This is a genomic window from Streptomyces sp. SID12488 (assembly GCF_010548275.1).
Taxonomy (GTDB): domain Bacteria; phylum Actinomycetota; class Actinomycetes; order Streptomycetales; family Streptomycetaceae; genus Streptomyces.
Genome location: NZ_JAAGLT010000013.1, coordinates 202,461 through 217,140, shown reverse-complemented (window position 1 = coordinate 217,140; position 14,680 = coordinate 202,461). Strand labels below are relative to the sequence as shown.

Below are 14,680 nucleotides of genomic sequence, written 5' to 3'. Positions count from 1 at the left end.
CGATCGCGGCGGCCTTCTTCGGCTCCAGCAGCCCGAGTTCCTCGTTGGCGAGGGCGGCGGCCTCCTTGACGGCGGCGAGGGCGTCGATGAGGTGCGGGTAGGCGGAGATGGTCATGCCGGTGATGGGGAAGTTCTCCGTGGCGCGCAGGGTGTGGACACCCCAGTACGCCTCGGCAGGGACGTCCCGGTCGCCGAGGAGGTCGTGTTCGCTGCGGTGGACTGCGGCGGCGCTGCGCTGGGCTGCTGCGGTCATGGTGGGGCGGGCCTTTCCCGATGCGGTTGGGCGTGGACGTGACTGGGGTGCGGCAACAGGCCGTGAGACCGCAAAGCCGCAGGGACGTCCCAGTTCCGCTGCCTGGGAAGTCCCTGTGGCTTCGACGCCGTCGGCATCGGCATCGGCATCGGCATCGGCATCGGCTCAGAACAGCCGGTCCTTCGCCTTGTAGTAGGCACCGCCGAACGGCAGGAACCAGGGAGTGCCGTTGTAGAAGGGGACGGGCACCTTCGGGAATCCGAAGCCACGCAGAGGGTTCGCCTCCGGCTTGCCGTCCATCATCTCGGCGACGGCGCGGCCCATGTAGGTGGCCATCTGGACGCCGTGGCCGCAGTAACCCATGGAGTAGTACAGGCCGTTGACGTCACCCGCGTGCGGGACGCGGTCCCAGGAGAAGCCGACCATGCCGCCCCAGACGTAGTCGATCCGCGTCCCGGCCAGCTGCGGGAAGATCTCCGTCATCTCCCGCTTGAGGATGTCGCCGCTCTTGACGTCGGAGGCCGGATTGGAGGGGGCGAAGCGGGCCCGGCCCCCGAAGGCGAGGCGGTTGTCGGGGGTGAGGCGGACGTAGTGGCCGACGTTCTTGTGGGCGACCAGCAGGCGGCCGTTGGGGATGAGTTCCTTGGCACGCGCCTCGCCCAGCGGCTCGGTGACGATGATGAAGCTGCCGACGTTGATCAGCCGCTTGCGGAACCATGGCATCGACTTGTCGGTGTAGGCGTCCGTCGCCGCCATGACCTGCTTGGCACGGATGGTGCCGTGCTGGGTCTCCACCACGAAGCCGCCGCCAGGCAGACGGGTGAGGCCGGTGGCGGCGTTGCGCTCATGGATCTCGGCGCCGGCCCGCTCGGCGGCGTCTGCCAGGCCGCCGACGAACTTGCCCACGTGCAGGCCCGCGCTGAGCGGATCGAGCAGGGCGCCGTGGTAGTAGTCCGTGCCGAGTTCGGCACGGAGTTCGCTCTTGCTCAGGACGATCGTCTCGTGGCCGAAGTTGTCGGCCAGGTCGCGCTGCTTGGCCCGCAGACCGTCGAAGTGCCCGGGCTTGCAGACCGCGCCGAGGCGTCCGGAGCGGTTGAAGTCACAGTCGATGTTCTCGGTACGAGTGAGCTCCTCGACGACGTCGACCGCCTCGCGGAAGGCGTCGTACAGCTCCCGGGCCCGCTCCTGCCCGTAGCGCTTGCGCGCGTCGGCGGGGCTGATGGTGATGCCCTGGGTGCACATGCTGCCGTTGCGGCCGGAGGCGCCCGAGCCCACCTTGTCCTTCTCGACCAGGACGACCCGAGCGCCTTTGCGGGCGGCGTGGTAGGCGGTGGACAGGCCGGTGAGACCGCCGCCGATCACCACCACGTCCGCCTCGTCGGGCAGGGCCTTTCCGGAGCGGTCGGGGAAGGCGGGGGCTGTGTCCAGCCAGTAGGGGATCTGCTTCATGGCGTGCGTCCTCTGTGTCTTTCAGTCCTGTTGCGCCGGTACGCCGTGGTCAGCAGCCGAGGAGCTTCGGCAGGCCCGACAGGTCGGGCAGCTCGTCGTACGGCTGGTAGTCGGCGCTGCCGGGGCGGCCGTAGCGGTTGATCCACACCCGGCGCTTCAGGCCGAGGTCGCGGGTCGGGATGTGGTCGTACTCCCAGCCCTGGGCGGTGTGGATGACCTGCGACGGCTCGACGCCCATGGTCTTGAAGGCGTGCTCGAAGGTCTGGCGGTCCGGCTTGTAGGCGCCGGCCTGCTGGGCGGTGATGACGTAGTCGAACTCGACGCCGATGTTCTCCACGTTGCGCGCGATCAGGTTGTCGTCGCTGTTGGAGATGATGGCGATCTCGTACCTGGTCTTCAGCTGGCGCAGCGCGTCCGGGACCTCCGGGAAAGGGCCGAAGGTGGGGACGGCCTCGACCAGCGCGTCACCGTCGGAGTCGCGGTACTCCAGGCCGTGCAGACGCATGGCGTTGCGCAGGCTGGAGTGCAGGATCTCGTGGTACGGGCGGTAGGCCTCCAGCACGGCCTGGAACCGCATGACGCGGAAGTCGTCGAGGAACTCGTCGACTTCCAGGTTGTCCAGGTCCAGCCGGTCCTCCAGGACCTTCAGGGTCGTGGGGCCCAGCTCGAAGTTGATCAGGGTGGCGTAGGCGTCGAAGGTGACGATCTCTCGCATGGTGTTCGCCTCAGTCTCGCGGGTTTCCGGATTTCCAGGGGTGGGGTGGGGCGTCAGACGACGCGTTCGCCGGGGGTGACGATCGCGTCGAGTGCGGCCAGGTCGGCCGGGTCGGGGATCCAGTCGGCCGCCGCCGCGTTGGCGGTGACCTGGTCGGGGGTCATGGCTCCGGAGATGACGGAGCCGACGGCGGGGAGCGCGGCCAGTGCGCCCACGGCGACCTGGAGGAGGGTGAGTCCTCGTTCGGCGCCGTACGTGGTGAGCGCCTCGGCCTTGTCGAGGGCCACGTCGGTGAGCCAGCCCTGCCGCCAGGACAGTCGGCTGCCGGGCGGGGGCTGCTCACCGCGCCGGTACTTTCCGCTGAGCAGGCCGTTGGCCAGCGGGTAGTACGGCAGCAGGCCGACGCCGTGGCTGATGCAGGCGGGGACGAGGTCCTTCTCCACAGCGCGGTCGAGCAGGTGGTAGCGGGCCTGGACCGACACGAAGTCGTCCGTGAGATCGCCGGCCGGCAGGTTGGAGCAGCCGAGGTACCGGATCTTGCCCTCGTCCACCAGTTCCCGCAGGGCGGTGACGGTCTCCTCCAGCGGAGTCACGCCGTCCGGCTCGTGGTACTGGTACAGGTCGATCCGGTCGGTGCCGAGTCGGCGCAGTGACGCCTCCACCGCGTACCGGAGGTAGGCACGTGCCCCGCGCGGACCGTACAGGTCCGCGTCCCTGCCCATCTCCATGCCGAACTTGGTGGCCAGCACGACCTCGTCACGTCTGCCCTTGAGGGCCGTGCCCAGCAGCCGTTCACCATCGCCGCGCGAGCCGCCCCGTTCTCCGGACCCGCCGTACATGTCGGCGGTGTCGAACAGGGTGATGCCTGCGTCGATGGCGGCGTGGACGACGGCCTTCGTGCCGTCCTCGTCGAGGCGGGCGCCGAAGTTGTTGCCGCCCACCCCGACCACCGAGACGGTGGGACCGCGCTCTCCGAGCGGGCGGTATCTCATGACCGGTTCCCGAACCCGATGCAGACGTTCTTGGTCTGCAGGTAGCTCGACAGGCCTTCGAGGCCTTTCTCCCGGCCCCAGCCGCTGTGCTTGTAGCCGCCGAAGGGGAGTTCCACGCCGGTGCCGACGCCGGTGGCGTTGACGTAGACCTGGCCGGCCCGGATGCCCTCGGCGAGCCGCATCGCCTTGTCGATGTCGCGGGTCCAGACGTAGGACGCGAGGCCGTACGGGCTGTCGTTGGCGATGTCCAGGGCATCGTCGGCGTCGTCGAACTCGATGACGGTGACGACAGGGCCGAAGATCTCCTCGCGGGCGCACCGGGCGTCGTTGGTCAGGCCGGTGAGCACGGTCGGCTCGACGTAGTAGCCGTCGGCCAGCGCCGGGTCGGACGGCGCACGGCCACCGGCCCGGGCCACGGCGCCCTCCTCGCGGGCCAGGTCCAGATAGCCCAGGACCCGGTCGCGCTGCCGGGCGGCGACCAGCGGACCGATGTCCGGGTCGGCGAGACCCGGGCCGACGCGCAGTGCGGCGGCGTGGGCGGCGAGCTTGTCGAGGAACTCCTCGGCGCCGCGCTGGAGCAGCAGCCGGGTGCCGGCCGAGCAGGTCTGGCCGGCGTTGCCGAACGCGGAGGCCGCGACGGCGCCGAGGGCCAGGTCGAAGTCGGCGTCGGCGAAGACGACGACCGGGGACTTGCCGCCCAGCTCCATGACGGAAGGGACCACGTTGGCGGCGGCGGCCTGGGCGACCTTGATACCGGTGGGCACCGAGCCGGTGAAGGTGACCTGGTCGATGTCCGGGTGGCCGGCGAGCGCCGCCCCGGTCTCGCCGTCACCGGGGACGACGTTCAGGACGCCCGGCGGAAGGCCGCACTCCAGGGCGATCCTGCCGATCTCCAACGGGGTGAGCGGCGCCTCCGGCGACGGCTTGAGCACCACGGTGCAGCCTGCCGCCAGCGCGGGGGCGGAACCCCGCGCGGTGTTCTGCAGGGGGTAGTTGAAGGGGATGATCTGGCCGGAGACGCCGATCGGCTCACGGACGGTGTAGTCGATGAGGCCGGGCCCGAGGGGGACCGTGGTGCCGCCGAGCTTGTCGGCGACGCCCGCGTAGAACTCGAAGTACCGGGCGGCGGCCTCGACATCGGCCTTCGCCTGGCGCAGTGGCTTGCCGACGTCCTGGCTCTCCAGGCGGGCCAGCCGTTCGCCCTGATAGCGGATGGCCTCCGCGATCCGGTAGAGGATGCGGCCCCGGTCGGCCGCGCGCATCCCGGCCCACTCGGGCGAGGTGAAGGCTGCGCGTGCGGCGGCCACCGCCTGGTTCACGTCCGCCTCGCCGGCCAGTGCCACCTGGGCGATGGCCGTCCCGTCGGAGGGGTCGAGGACGGTGAAGGAGCGGCCGTCGGCGGCGGGAACCTGCTTGCCGTCGATCAGCAACTCACTCAGCTGTAGTTCGTTGCTCATGGCCGGATCTCTCCCAGCACTTCGCCGAAGATGACGACCTCGTCGCCGGGGCGGACGGTGCGGATCCGGCGGACCCAGAGCACGATGCCGTCCTGCGGGGCGGTGACCTCTTCCAGTGTGTTGCCGTAGTGGTCGGTGATGGTGGCGATCAGGTCGCCTTCCTTGCAGTTCTCGCCCGGCTCGGCGCGGGCGACGAAGAAGCCGCCGGCGGCTGAGCGGGCGAAGGTGCCGGAGACGGTGGTGTAGGTGTCCCGCAGCTTCGCCTCGCCGTCGGTCATGCCGAGGCTGCGCAGGACGTTGCGGATCGAGTTCATGTGCGTCTCGACATTGGCTTCGTGGTAGGTGCCGCCGCCGACCTCGATGGTGATGGCGGGCTTGCCCGCCGCGAGAGCGGGATGGCGGACCGTGCCGCCCCACTTGCCGCCCTTCCAGACCAGTTCATGGCCGGCCGCCAGCGCGAGGTCGGTGGCCAGGTCCTCGTAGCCGCCCTGGAGGATGACCAGCGGGGCGATCTCGCCGTAGGCGCCGCCGGTGTGCAGGTCGACGACGGCGTCGACGGCCGGCACTACCTGCTCGACGAAGGTGGCGGCCAGCCGCTGGGAGTACGAGCCCTCCGCATCGCCGGGGAAGATGCGGTTGAGGTTGAGGTGGTCGATGCCGCTGGCGCGGGTGGCCGCCTCGAAGGCTGGGGTGTTCATGCAGGGGATGCCGACGACGGTGCCGCGCAGGGTGGCCGGGTCGATCTCGGCGAGGACGCGGCGGACGGCTTCCTGGCCGTCGTACTCGTCGCCGTGGACGCCCGCGTCGACACACAGGACCGGGCCGTCCTGGACGCCGTTGACGACGATCAGTGGAATGCCGAGCTCCACGCCGTAGGTGCTGGTGCCGACCGGGATGAGGCCCTGGGCGCGCTCGCCGGGGGCGACGGTCAGCGGACCGATGGAGTACATGTGGTTCCTTCCCAAAACGTGGATCAGATGTGGGCGGACGCCTCGGCGAGGGTGCCGGCGACGATCTCGGCGATACGGTCGAGCAGAGCGCGGTCGCTGATCAGCGGTGGCGCGATCTGGACCAGCGGCGCGGAACGGTTGTAGACCCGGGCCAGCAGGCCGGCTTCACGCAGGCGGCGCGGGATCAGGTCGACGATCAGATCGGCTCGGGCGCGGTCGCTGAAGCCGCCGCCGTCGAGGTCGCCGACGAGTTCGCAGGCGTAGAAGAACCCGGTGCCGCGGACGTCGCCGACGATGCTCAGGTCCGTGAGGGCCGCCATGCGGTGCGCCAGGTCGCCCTGGAGACCGCGGACATTGTCCAGGATCCGGTCCCGCTCCATGATCTCCAGGTTGCGCAGGGCGATGGCCGCGCTCAGCGGGTGCCCGGCGAAGGTATAGCCGTGGTTGAGGACCGCGCCGGGCTGGTTGATGACCTCGGTGACCCTGGTGCTCACCAGCGTGGCGCCCATCGGGGCGTATCCGGCGGTGATGCCCTTGGCGACGGTGACCATGTCCGGGCGGGCGCCGTAGAGGTCACCCCCGAACCACTCGCCGACCCGGCCGAAGGCGGTGATCACCTCGTCGGCGACGAGCAGGAAGCCGTACCGGTCGGCCAGGGCCCGCAATCCCTGCCAGTAGCCCTGGGGCGGGGTGATGCAACCGCCCCGGTTCTGTACCGGCTCGGCGATCAGCATGGCTACCGTTTCCGGGCCCTCGGCCAGGATCTCGGCCTCCAGCTCGGCCAGCAGGTGCGCGGTGAAGGCGGTGTCGTCCGCGAAACCCGGTGCCAGACCGAAGCGGCTGGTGTTCGAGACGAACCGGGTGTCGATCGCCGACGGGCCGTACGGATCCGTCAGGCCGGGGTCGTCGGTGAGGGACAGGGCCCCGATGGTCAGGCCGTGGTAGGCGCCGCGCCGGGCGATGGCCTTGGTGCGGCCGGGTTGGCCGTTCAGGGCGTGGTAGCGGCGGGCGATCTTCCAGGCCGTCTCCACAGCTTCGGCGCCGCCGCCGGAGAAGAAGGTGTGCTCGATGTCGACGGGGGCGATCCGGGACAGTCGCTCGGCGAGTTCGATCGCCGTCGGGTGCGCGGAGCCGGTCCACAGCGGGCTGTAGCACAGTTCGCGCAGTTGCCTGTCCGCCGCCTCGGCGAACTCGGGGCCGTACGAGTAGCCGAGCTGGCAGCAGTACAGGCCGGACAGGCCGTCGATGTAGCGTCTGCCGTCGGCGTCCTCGACGTAAGGGCCCTCCCCGCGCCGGACTACGAAGAGGTCCTCGCCCTCCGGACCCAGCGAGCCATTGGGTGTCATGTGGAGCAGCAGGTGCCGGGCCGCGGTGGCGGACAGTTCACCGGCCGGAGTGCGGGTGCTGGTGGTCATGACGCCTCGCTCCCCGCGGACAGGCCCATCGCCGGCTCCGTCGGCAGCAGACCCTCCTGCTTGCCGGAGCCGCCGAGCCGGCGGACCACGGCGACAAGGACCAGCGCCACGACGGCGATCGCGATGAGCAGCGCGCTGACGGCCGTCACCGACGGGTCGACATCGAACTGAAGGACGTTGAACATCTGGACAGGCAGGGTCGTGGTGTCCACCGAGGACAGGAACATGGAGATGAAGAACTCGTCGAAGCTGGTGATGAAGGAGAAGATCGCGGCGGCGATCATCCCGGGCATGGCCAGCGGGAGCGTGATGCGCCGGGCGACGGTGAGACGGCCGGCGCCCATGCTGGCCGCCGCGTCCTCCAGCCGTTCGTCGATGCCCTGCAGCGTGGCCATGAGGATCATCACGGCGATCGGCGAGGCCAGCACGGTGTGGCCGAGCGCGAGGGCGATCGGACTGCCGAGCATCGCGGCGGGTTCGAAGAGAAGGAACAGGCCGAGGGCGATGACGACCTGGGGGATCACCAGGGGCGCCAGGACCAGGCCGTAGACGGCCGAGCGCAGCGGCAGCTTGCTGCGCACCAGGGCGGTCGCCGCGGTCATGCCCAGGACGAGCGAGAACACGGTGGTCAGCGAGGCGACCAGGGCGCTCAGGGAGAGCGCGGCCGGCCACTTGCTGCCGTCGGCGAAGAGCTGCTCGTACCAGCTGAGCGTCCAGGAGTCCGGAGGAAAGGACCCGAATGCGTCGCTGCCGAAAGAGGTCACGACGATGAGGACGATGGGCAGGGCGAGGAAGAGCAGCACCAGCGTGGACAGGACCGCCAGGACGATCCGCCCCGTCAGCGTGGAGCGCAACGCGATCATGACGTACCCCTGTTCTTCGCTGCCTCGCCGACTACCTTGATCAGCCGCAGTAGGAGCAGACCCGCGAAGGTGAGGAACAGAAGGATGATGCCGAGGGCGGCGGCGCCGTTCCACTGGCTCTGCTTCATGACCTGCTCGCTGATGAGGGAGGCCACCATGGTCTGCTTCGGGCCGCCCATGAGGGCGGGAGTGAGGTAGTAGCCGAGGCAGAGAATGAAGGACAGGATGCCCGCGTTGACCAGGCCGGGAGCGACCATCGGCAGGTAGACCCGGCGGAAGATCGTCAGCCTGCCCGCGCCCATGCTGGCGGCGGCGGCCGGCAGTCGGCGGTCGATACCCTTCATGACCGCGTACAGCAGCAGCACGGTGTAGGGCAGCATCACCGAGGTGGTGCCGATGACCACGCCGAGTTCGTTGTAGAGCATCTGGAACGGAGCACCCGGGACGTCCAGGTCCGTCAGGGCGTTGTTGATGACGCCGTGTTCACCGAGCAGGATGATCCAGCCGTAGGTGCGCACCAGGGCGCTGATGAAGTGCGGCACGATGACGATGATCATCACCAGGCCTGCCCACAGCGGCTTGAGCCGGGATACGGCGGCGGCCAGCATGAAGCCGATGACCAGGCTGAGCAGCGAGGTCTCGGCGGAGATTCTCAGCGTGGTGAGGAGGACCTTCAGGTTGGATCCCTGGAGGGCGTTCGCGTACCAGTGCAGCGTCCAGCCGCCGTCCGCGCCCTTGAGGCTGAGGAGCAGGGTACTGAAGATCGGGTAGACGAACAGCACCAGCAGATAGACGACCACGGGGGCGGCGTTGAGCAGCCCGAAGCGGGTGCGGCGCTCGGACAGCACGCGCCGCAGCCGTCCCTGGGAGGCGGCGGGGGTCCCGGGGCCCGGGGCGGGAGGTGCGGGGGCGAGAACGGTTCCGGCCATGTCACCCGCCTCCTTCCACCGCGAACACGCTGAAGTCGTCGGGATCAGCGGTCAGGCTGACCTGTTCGCCGATGACCGGAGCCTGTCCGGCCGGGAGTTCCAGCCGTACGAGGCCGGTCCCGGCGGTGCCCGCCGGGCGGACGGTGACACGGACGAGGGTTCCCACGTAGGTGACCGTTTCGACGGTGCCGGTACAGAACCCGTCGCCGGGCGTACACAACCTGAGCCGGCCGGGCTGGACCGCGGCCCGTACCTGGGTTCCCTCCGCTCCCGGCTGCGGCCGGGCCTTGAGCAGACCGCCCGTGTCCAGCCGTACGAGGGTCTGCTCGGACGTCTGCTGCTGGACGGTGCCGGGCAGGAAGTTGGCCGCGCCGAGGAAGTCGGCGACGAACGGGGTGCGGGGGCGCTCGAAGAGCTCGCGCGGGGTGTCGAACTGGTCGATCCGCCCGTCCCGCATCACCGCGATCCGGTCGGACAGGACCAGCGCCTCCTCCTGGTCGTGCGTCACGTAGATGACGGTCAGGCCGAGTTCCTGCTGGATGCGCTTGATCTCGGTCTGGAGCTGGTCGCGCAGCTTCTTGTCGAGCGCGCCGAGCGGCTCGTCCATGAGGATGACCGGCGGCCGGTAGATCAGCGCCCGGCACAGCGCGACACGCTGCTGCTGGCCACCGGACAGCTCACGGGGGCGGCGGCGGGCCAGGGCGGAGAGTCCGGCGATCTCCAGGGTCTCGCCGACCCGGCGGCGCAGCTCCGCCTTGGGCACGCCGCGCAGTTGGAGCGGGAAGGCGACGTTCTCCCAGACCGTCATGTGCGGGAAGAGCAGGTACTGCTGGAAGACGAAGCCGAGGCCGCGTTTCTGCGGTGCGAGACGGGTCACGTCACGGCCGCCGACGACGATGCTGCCGGCGTCGGGCTCGCAGAACCCGGCGATCATCATCAGGGTGGTGGTCTTGCCGGAACCGGAGGACCCCAGGAAGGTGACGAACTCGCCGCCCGCGATCTCCATCGAGACCGTGTCGACAGCGGTCACTCCGCTGTACGTCTTGCGCAGGTCCGTGACGGAGAGGGGTTTTCCGGTACCGGCCCCCGGCGGCGGGGAGACCGCCAGGTACGTCGGGTGCTGGGACTTCAGGTTCAGCTCAGGCATTGACCCACTCCTGCCAGCGCTTGGACACGGCGGCCTCGTTCTTGATCCACCACTCGACGTCCAGGTCGAACCCGGACTTCAGGTGCTCGGGCGAGCTGGCCAGGTTCTCGGTGGTGGCCGGGGAGAGCCTCTTGTAGGCGGCGGGCACCACCGGGGCCATCGGGTAGACCTCGGCGTAGGCGGCCTGGATGTCGGGACGCAGCGCGAAGTCGACGAGCTGGTAGGCACCGTCGAGGTTCGCGGCCCCCTTGGGGATACAGAAACCGTTGCTCTGCCGGCGGGCGCCGTTCCACTGGTACGCCAGCGGCGAGCCGCCCTTGATCAGGGCGTCGAGACGGCCGTGCCAGACGCTGGTGGCGACCACCTCCTCGCGGCCCAGCAGCACGCCGGGCAGGGCACCGGTGTCCCAGTACTTGCGGACGGACCCCTTGATGTTGTCGAGAGACCTGAAGGCACGCTCCACATCGAGGGGGTACAGCTTGTCCGGGGACACGCCGTCGGCGAGGAGGGCGAACTCGAGCTCGGGCAGGTCGGCGTCGCGGGCCTGGAGGGCGCGGCTGCCGGGGAACGCCTTGGTGTCCCAGAAGTCCGCCCAGTTCTCCGGCTTCTTCCCGTCGAAGGCGTCGGTGCGGTACGCCATGACGCTGGCCCAGTAGTTCTTGCCGACGCCGTTCGACATCAGCAGGGACTCGGCGATACCCGCGTTCTTGGTGCTCTTCAGCCGGTCGTAGTCGAGCTTCTCGGTCGCGTCCTCGTCCTTGAAGCGCACGATGTCGGCCATGGAGGTGTCGATCACGTCGAACTGCGGGCGGCCCTGCTTGATCTGGGCGAGCAGCTGCGCGTACGCGATGTTCACCACCTTGATCTGGATGCCGGTCTCCTTGGTGAAGGCGTCGTAGACCGCCTTCTGGTTGGCGTCGCCGTACGTGCCACCGCTGTTGCGCACGACGAGCGTCTTGGAGCTCTTGCCGCTGCCGGCGGTCGTGCTGCGGCTGGTGCCGGTGCCACAGGCACTCAGCGCGGACGCGGCGGCGAGACCCGCCGTGACTCCTCCGACTCCTCGCAGGAACAGCCGGCGATCTATCCGGGCATCTCTCATCGTGTGCCTCCTGGGGTGGTGCTGCTGGGAAGGGGGGCAAGGGGGGTGTGGGGCGTGCGGGCAGGGGGTCGGGGAACCTACGGGCGGGGGGCCGCCTCGTCGGACCCGTGGCCCGCGCCGGGGGTGCGGAGGGTGTCGGGGCTCGGGGCCGTGTCGGGGTCCCACGGCACGGCGAGGGCGGCGAGTTCGGCGCCGGGTGCGACGGTGAGGCCGTGCATGCCGTAGAAGATCCGTCCGCCGACGGGGGCATGGACGGTGTGCTCCGTGCCGTCGGCCGGGTCGACGATGCGGCCGAGGAGGTCGCCCTCGGCCACTTCGCCGATGACGTCGGCGTCGAAGGAGAACTCCGGGTACCACAGGCCGGTGGCCTCGGCGGTGACACCGGCGGACCAGACCCACTCGCGGACCGGGGCCGGGGCGGAGCCGTCCTGGTCCAGGACACCCAGGTGGCGCAGTGACGTGAGCAGGCCGTCGACGCGGCGGAGGGCTGTGGGTTCGTCCCGCTGCCCGAGCGAGCCCACCTCGACCAGGACCGCCGAGATGCCCCGGCGGGCAGCGGCCGCGTGACTGTTTCCGCCGTCGGCCTTCAGCCCGAGGATGACGTCCTCGATACCGAAGGAGCCCGCCAGTTCGGCCGTGGCCTTGTCGAGGTCCGGGTCACCGGTGAGGCGGTAACCGACGAAGTCGCTCAGGACCTGGTCGATGCCGCCGCAGTGCAGGTCGACGTAGACGTCGGCGCCGTCGACCAGGTGGGTGAAGAGCCAGGCGGCCAGCCGCTCGGTGGGGCCGCCGGCCGGGTCACCGGGGAGGACGCGGTTGAGGTTCACGCCGTCGACCGGGGAGATGTTGAGCCGGCCCTGGTACACGGCGGGCGGGTTGGCGACGGGGCAGATGACGACCTGCCCGTGCACCTTGCCGGGGTCCAGCAGGTCCGCCAGCCGTACGGCGGCGTCGATGGGCGTGAACTCACCGCCGTGCACGCCCGCGGTGATGACGACCCGGGGGCCGGGGCGGGAACCGTTGACCAGGGTCAGCGGGATGTCGACGGTGAGGGTGCCGAGGTCGGCCCGGACGGTGCCGCGGGCCTTGGTGCCGGGCTGGGCATCGAGGGAGCCGACGGAGAGGGGGACGTCGTTCATGGTCATGCCTCCGTACGGCCGATGGTGGAGAGGAAGTCGATGGGCTGGGGCGAGGTGCCGTCCAGCGCCAGATCTGCGGCGATGTCGCCGAAGGCGGGCGAGAGCTTGAAGCCGTGGCCGGAGAAGCCGGCGAGCAGGATCACGTTCTCGGCGCCGGGCAGCGGTCCGACGAGAGGGCGGCTGCTCTCGGTGTAGCCCTCCATGTAGACGGAGAGCCGGGTCGGGTCCGGATACAGGTCCGGCATGTGACGCCCGATCAACTCGGAGAAGATCTCCAGCTCTTCCGGCCGCACCGTCCGGTCCAGCTGGTTCGGGTCGCCCGCGGGCTGGTGCAGGGCGCGGGACAGACCGAGCTTGACGGAGATGCCGTCCGGGGAGGGCAGGCCGTAACAGTGGGTGGGCGCGGTACGGATGAACGCGGGGCGCTCCTCGCCGAACCAGGCCTCGGGAGTTGTGGGTACGTACCAGGCGCTCACGAGGCGGCGGACATCCACCTCCCACGGCAGGTCGGGCAGCAGGTCGTTGACCCAGGGGCCGGGGGTGACGACGGCGGTGTCGAAGAGCTCACTGCCGGAGTCGGTGCGGATCTCGACGCCGCCCGCGACGGGGACGATCTCGCGGACCGTGCTGTAGCGGTGGATCACCGCGCCCAACTGCTCGGCGCGGCGAGCGGCGGTCTGGATGGTCAGCTCCGGGCGGATGAAACCGGCGCGCCGGTCGAGCACGGCCGCGTCGCCGTCCTCGATGCGGTACTGGGAGAAACGTTTCGCCAGAAGCTCGACATCGAGCACCTCGTGATCGAGGCCGTGCTCCGCGATGGACTGCAGGACGGTGGCCATCTGCTGGTGCCCGGTCGGCCCCATCAGCAGGCAGCCGGTCAGCCGGCGCAGTTCACGGCCGGTCTCCTCCTGGAGCTGCTCCCACAGGGCGTCGGCGTGCTTGAGCAGCGGAACGTAGCGGGAGTCCTCGAAGTGCGCACTGCGGAAGATCCGGGTCTCACCGCCGGCGGCGCTGCGATCATGGCCGGGGGCGAACCTGTCGTAGCCGACGACCTCGGCGCCGCGAGCCGCCAGCCGCCAGGCGGCCTGGCTGCCCATTGTTCCGACGCCGACGACGGCGACGCGCTTCCTGGCAGCTGACACTGGACTTTCCTTTCGTATCGCCGGGGCGCATGCTTGGCGCCCGACGCGAGGCCGGCCGATTCGAGGCGGTTTGGACGGGGGCCGGCCCGCTCTTCGGGCTCTCGGCTCGCAGCCGCCGTGTCTCGCGGTACCGGTCTGCTCCTGGTGGATCTTTTCGTTGATCCGTGCCACATTGTGGAACGCTGTGCTAGAATCTGGCACGAGAATGACAGCGGCTCGATGGGGAGTCAAGAGGGTGTCCAGCAGAAATTCCGAGGATTAACAGGGGGAAACCGGATGGAAATGAAGAGCGTGACCAGGTCCTTGCGCATCCTGGAAGCGGTCGCCCAGCATCAGCCCGTCACCGTGGGGGAGTTGACGAAGCTCTTCGGCCTGCCGAAGTCGACGGTGCAGCGCACTCTGGTCACCCTGGCCGAGGCGGGCTGGCTGCGCGCGAACCGCAAGGACACCACCCGCTGGGAGATCGGCGCCCGGGTGCTGGCCGTGCGACCCGCCGCCCTGCAGGGCTCCAGCCTGTTCGCCGCCGCCCGTGAGCCCATGATCCGCCTCCGCGACACGATGAACGAGACCATCCACCTGTCGGTGCCCGACGCGCTGCAGTGCGTGGTCGTCGTCGACCGCGTCGACTGCGATCACCCCGTGCGGACCTTTCATGCCATCGGCGACACCTCCCCACTGCACGCCACCGCCGTAGGGCATGCAATCCTCGCCCGGCTTCCGAAGCGGGACGTGGAGGAACTCATCGCCCATGGCCTGGAGCGCTTCAGCGACACGACCCCGGCCGACCCCGACGAACTGCGCGCCGAACTGGACCGGATCCGCACCGACGGCTACGCGGTCAACCGGAACCAGTACCGGCCGGGCGTCTGCGCCCTCGCCGCACCCGTGCTCGACGAGAACGGGACACCGCTGGCCGCCGTGGCCATCTCCATGCCCGATTCCCGGTACGACACGGACCGGGTGCCCGAGTGGGGCGGCTTCGTCACCGACACGGCAGCGGAGATCAGTGGGCGCCTGCTGGGTTCCTGACGGAAGTCGGTGATCCTGGAGGGCCACGGACCGGCGAGGGCCGGCTCGCACGCTCCGACGCGTGCGGGCCGGCTCTCGCTGTTCACCAGGGCACCGGCCGC

At 70.0% G+C, this 14,680-nt stretch carries 13 protein-coding genes and 1 pseudogene; 1 reads left to right on the top strand and 13 read right to left on the bottom strand.

All coding sequences use genetic code 11. From position 1 onward, the window contains the following. From G3I56_RS21525 to solA, 13 genes and pseudogenes are all read right to left on the bottom strand, one after another. Positions 1-253: pseudogene (locus tag G3I56_RS21525) on the bottom strand (lyase family protein); the annotation flags it as partial. Between the two features lie 165 nt (positions 254-418). Further along, the gene (locus G3I56_RS21520) at positions 419-1,702 is read right to left on the bottom strand and encodes an FAD-binding oxidoreductase (RefSeq protein WP_164411297.1); all 1,284 of its coding nucleotides are present in this window, start codon (positions 1,700-1,702) and stop codon (positions 419-421) included. 49 nt (positions 1,703-1,751) lie between these two features. Then, positions 1,752-2,417, bottom strand: coding sequence for a haloacid dehalogenase type II (locus G3I56_RS21515; protein ID WP_164411295.1), 666 nt, complete (start codon positions 2,415-2,417; stop codon positions 1,752-1,754). A gap of 53 nt (positions 2,418-2,470) precedes the next feature. Further along, entirely contained in the window at positions 2,471-3,409 is a 939-nt protein-coding gene (locus G3I56_RS21510) for an aldo/keto reductase (protein ID WP_164411293.1), read from the bottom strand. Beyond that, positions 3,406-4,866 (bottom strand): aldehyde dehydrogenase family protein, encoded by a 1,461-nt coding sequence (locus G3I56_RS21505; RefSeq protein ID WP_164411291.1) that lies wholly within the window; start codon positions 4,864-4,866, stop codon positions 3,406-3,408. Before G3I56_RS21505 ends, G3I56_RS21510 begins: the two co-directional genes overlap by 4 nt. Beyond that, entirely contained in the window at positions 4,863-5,816 is a 954-nt protein-coding gene (locus tag G3I56_RS21500; protein WP_164411289.1) for a M14 family metallopeptidase, read from the bottom strand. The genes G3I56_RS21505 and G3I56_RS21500 overlap by 4 nt, the downstream gene beginning before the upstream one ends. A gap of 23 nt (positions 5,817-5,839) precedes the next feature. Continuing rightward, positions 5,840-7,231 carry an aminotransferase class III-fold pyridoxal phosphate-dependent enzyme gene (locus G3I56_RS21495; RefSeq protein ID WP_164411287.1) on the bottom strand — a complete coding sequence of 464 codons (1,392 nt, stop codon included), beginning with the start codon at positions 7,229-7,231 and terminating at the stop codon, positions 5,840-5,842. Continuing rightward, the gene (locus tag G3I56_RS21490; RefSeq protein ID WP_164411285.1) at positions 7,228-8,094 is read right to left on the bottom strand and encodes an ABC transporter permease; all 867 of its coding nucleotides are present in this window, start codon (positions 8,092-8,094) and stop codon (positions 7,228-7,230) included. Before G3I56_RS21490 ends, G3I56_RS21495 begins: the two co-directional genes overlap by 4 nt. Continuing rightward, positions 8,091-9,023, bottom strand: coding sequence for an ABC transporter permease (locus tag G3I56_RS21485; protein ID WP_164411283.1), 933 nt, complete (start codon positions 9,021-9,023; stop codon positions 8,091-8,093). The genes G3I56_RS21490 and G3I56_RS21485 overlap by 4 nt, the downstream gene beginning before the upstream one ends. A 1-nt stretch (position 9,024) precedes the next feature. Then, a complete protein-coding gene (locus G3I56_RS21480) occupies positions 9,025-10,170 on the bottom strand; it encodes an ABC transporter ATP-binding protein (protein ID WP_164411281.1) in 1,146 nt (381 codons plus the stop codon). After that, entirely contained in the window at positions 10,163-11,269 is a 1,107-nt protein-coding gene (locus G3I56_RS21475; protein WP_164411279.1) for an ABC transporter substrate-binding protein, read from the bottom strand. Before G3I56_RS21475 ends, G3I56_RS21480 begins: the two co-directional genes overlap by 8 nt. A gap of 77 nt (positions 11,270-11,346) precedes the next feature. Continuing rightward, entirely contained in the window at positions 11,347-12,408 is a 1,062-nt protein-coding gene (locus tag G3I56_RS21470) for a succinylglutamate desuccinylase/aspartoacylase family protein (RefSeq protein ID WP_239135012.1), read from the bottom strand. Between the two features lie 2 nt (positions 12,409-12,410). Continuing rightward, positions 12,411-13,550: an N-methyl-L-tryptophan oxidase gene (solA, locus tag G3I56_RS21465; RefSeq protein WP_164411275.1), complete on the bottom strand. Its 1,140-nt coding sequence runs from the start codon at positions 13,548-13,550 to the stop codon at positions 12,411-12,413. A 282-nt stretch (positions 13,551-13,832) separates the two neighbouring features. Between solA and G3I56_RS21460 the strand changes: the two genes are divergently transcribed. Beyond that, on the top strand, positions 13,833-14,579 hold the full coding sequence (locus tag G3I56_RS21460; RefSeq protein ID WP_164411340.1) for an IclR family transcriptional regulator: 747 nt from the start codon (positions 13,833-13,835) through the stop codon (positions 14,577-14,579). Positions 14,580-14,680 lie beyond the last annotated feature (101 nt).

What these genes read in the sequence shown, in the direction of transcription:
- G3I56_RS21495 (WP_164411287.1), bottom strand. Translation starts at nt 7,231, where the DNA reads ATGACCACCAGCACCCGCACTCCGGCCGGTGAACTGTCCGCCACCGCG.
- G3I56_RS21510 (WP_164411293.1), bottom strand. Translation starts at nt 3,409, where the DNA reads ATGAGATACCGCCCGCTCGGAGAGCGCGGTCCCACCGTCTCGGTGGTC.
- G3I56_RS21485 (WP_164411283.1), bottom strand. Translation starts at nt 9,023, where the DNA reads ATGGCCGGAACCGTTCTCGCCCCCGCACCTCCCGCCCCGGGCCCCGGG.
- G3I56_RS21475 (WP_164411279.1), bottom strand. Translation starts at nt 11,269, where the DNA reads ATGAGAGATGCCCGGATAGATCGCCGGCTGTTCCTGCGAGGAGTCGGA.
- G3I56_RS21470 (WP_239135012.1), bottom strand. Translation starts at nt 12,408, where the DNA reads ATGAACGACGTCCCCCTCTCCGTCGGCTCCCTCGATGCCCAGCCCGGC.
- G3I56_RS21460 (WP_164411340.1), top strand. Translation starts at nt 13,833, where the DNA reads ATGAAGAGCGTGACCAGGTCCTTGCGCATCCTGGAAGCGGTCGCCCAG.
- G3I56_RS21505 (WP_164411291.1), bottom strand. Translation starts at nt 4,866, where the DNA reads ATGAGCAACGAACTACAGCTGAGTGAGTTGCTGATCGACGGCAAGCAG.
- G3I56_RS21515 (WP_164411295.1), bottom strand. Translation starts at nt 2,417, where the DNA reads ATGCGAGAGATCGTCACCTTCGACGCCTACGCCACCCTGATCAACTTC.
- G3I56_RS21490 (WP_164411285.1), bottom strand. Translation starts at nt 8,094, where the DNA reads ATGATCGCGTTGCGCTCCACGCTGACGGGGCGGATCGTCCTGGCGGTC.
- G3I56_RS21500 (WP_164411289.1), bottom strand. Translation starts at nt 5,816, where the DNA reads ATGTACTCCATCGGTCCGCTGACCGTCGCCCCCGGCGAGCGCGCCCAG.
- G3I56_RS21480 (WP_164411281.1), bottom strand. Translation starts at nt 10,170, where the DNA reads ATGCCTGAGCTGAACCTGAAGTCCCAGCACCCGACGTACCTGGCGGTC.
- G3I56_RS21520 (WP_164411297.1), bottom strand. Translation starts at nt 1,702, where the DNA reads ATGAAGCAGATCCCCTACTGGCTGGACACAGCCCCCGCCTTCCCCGAC.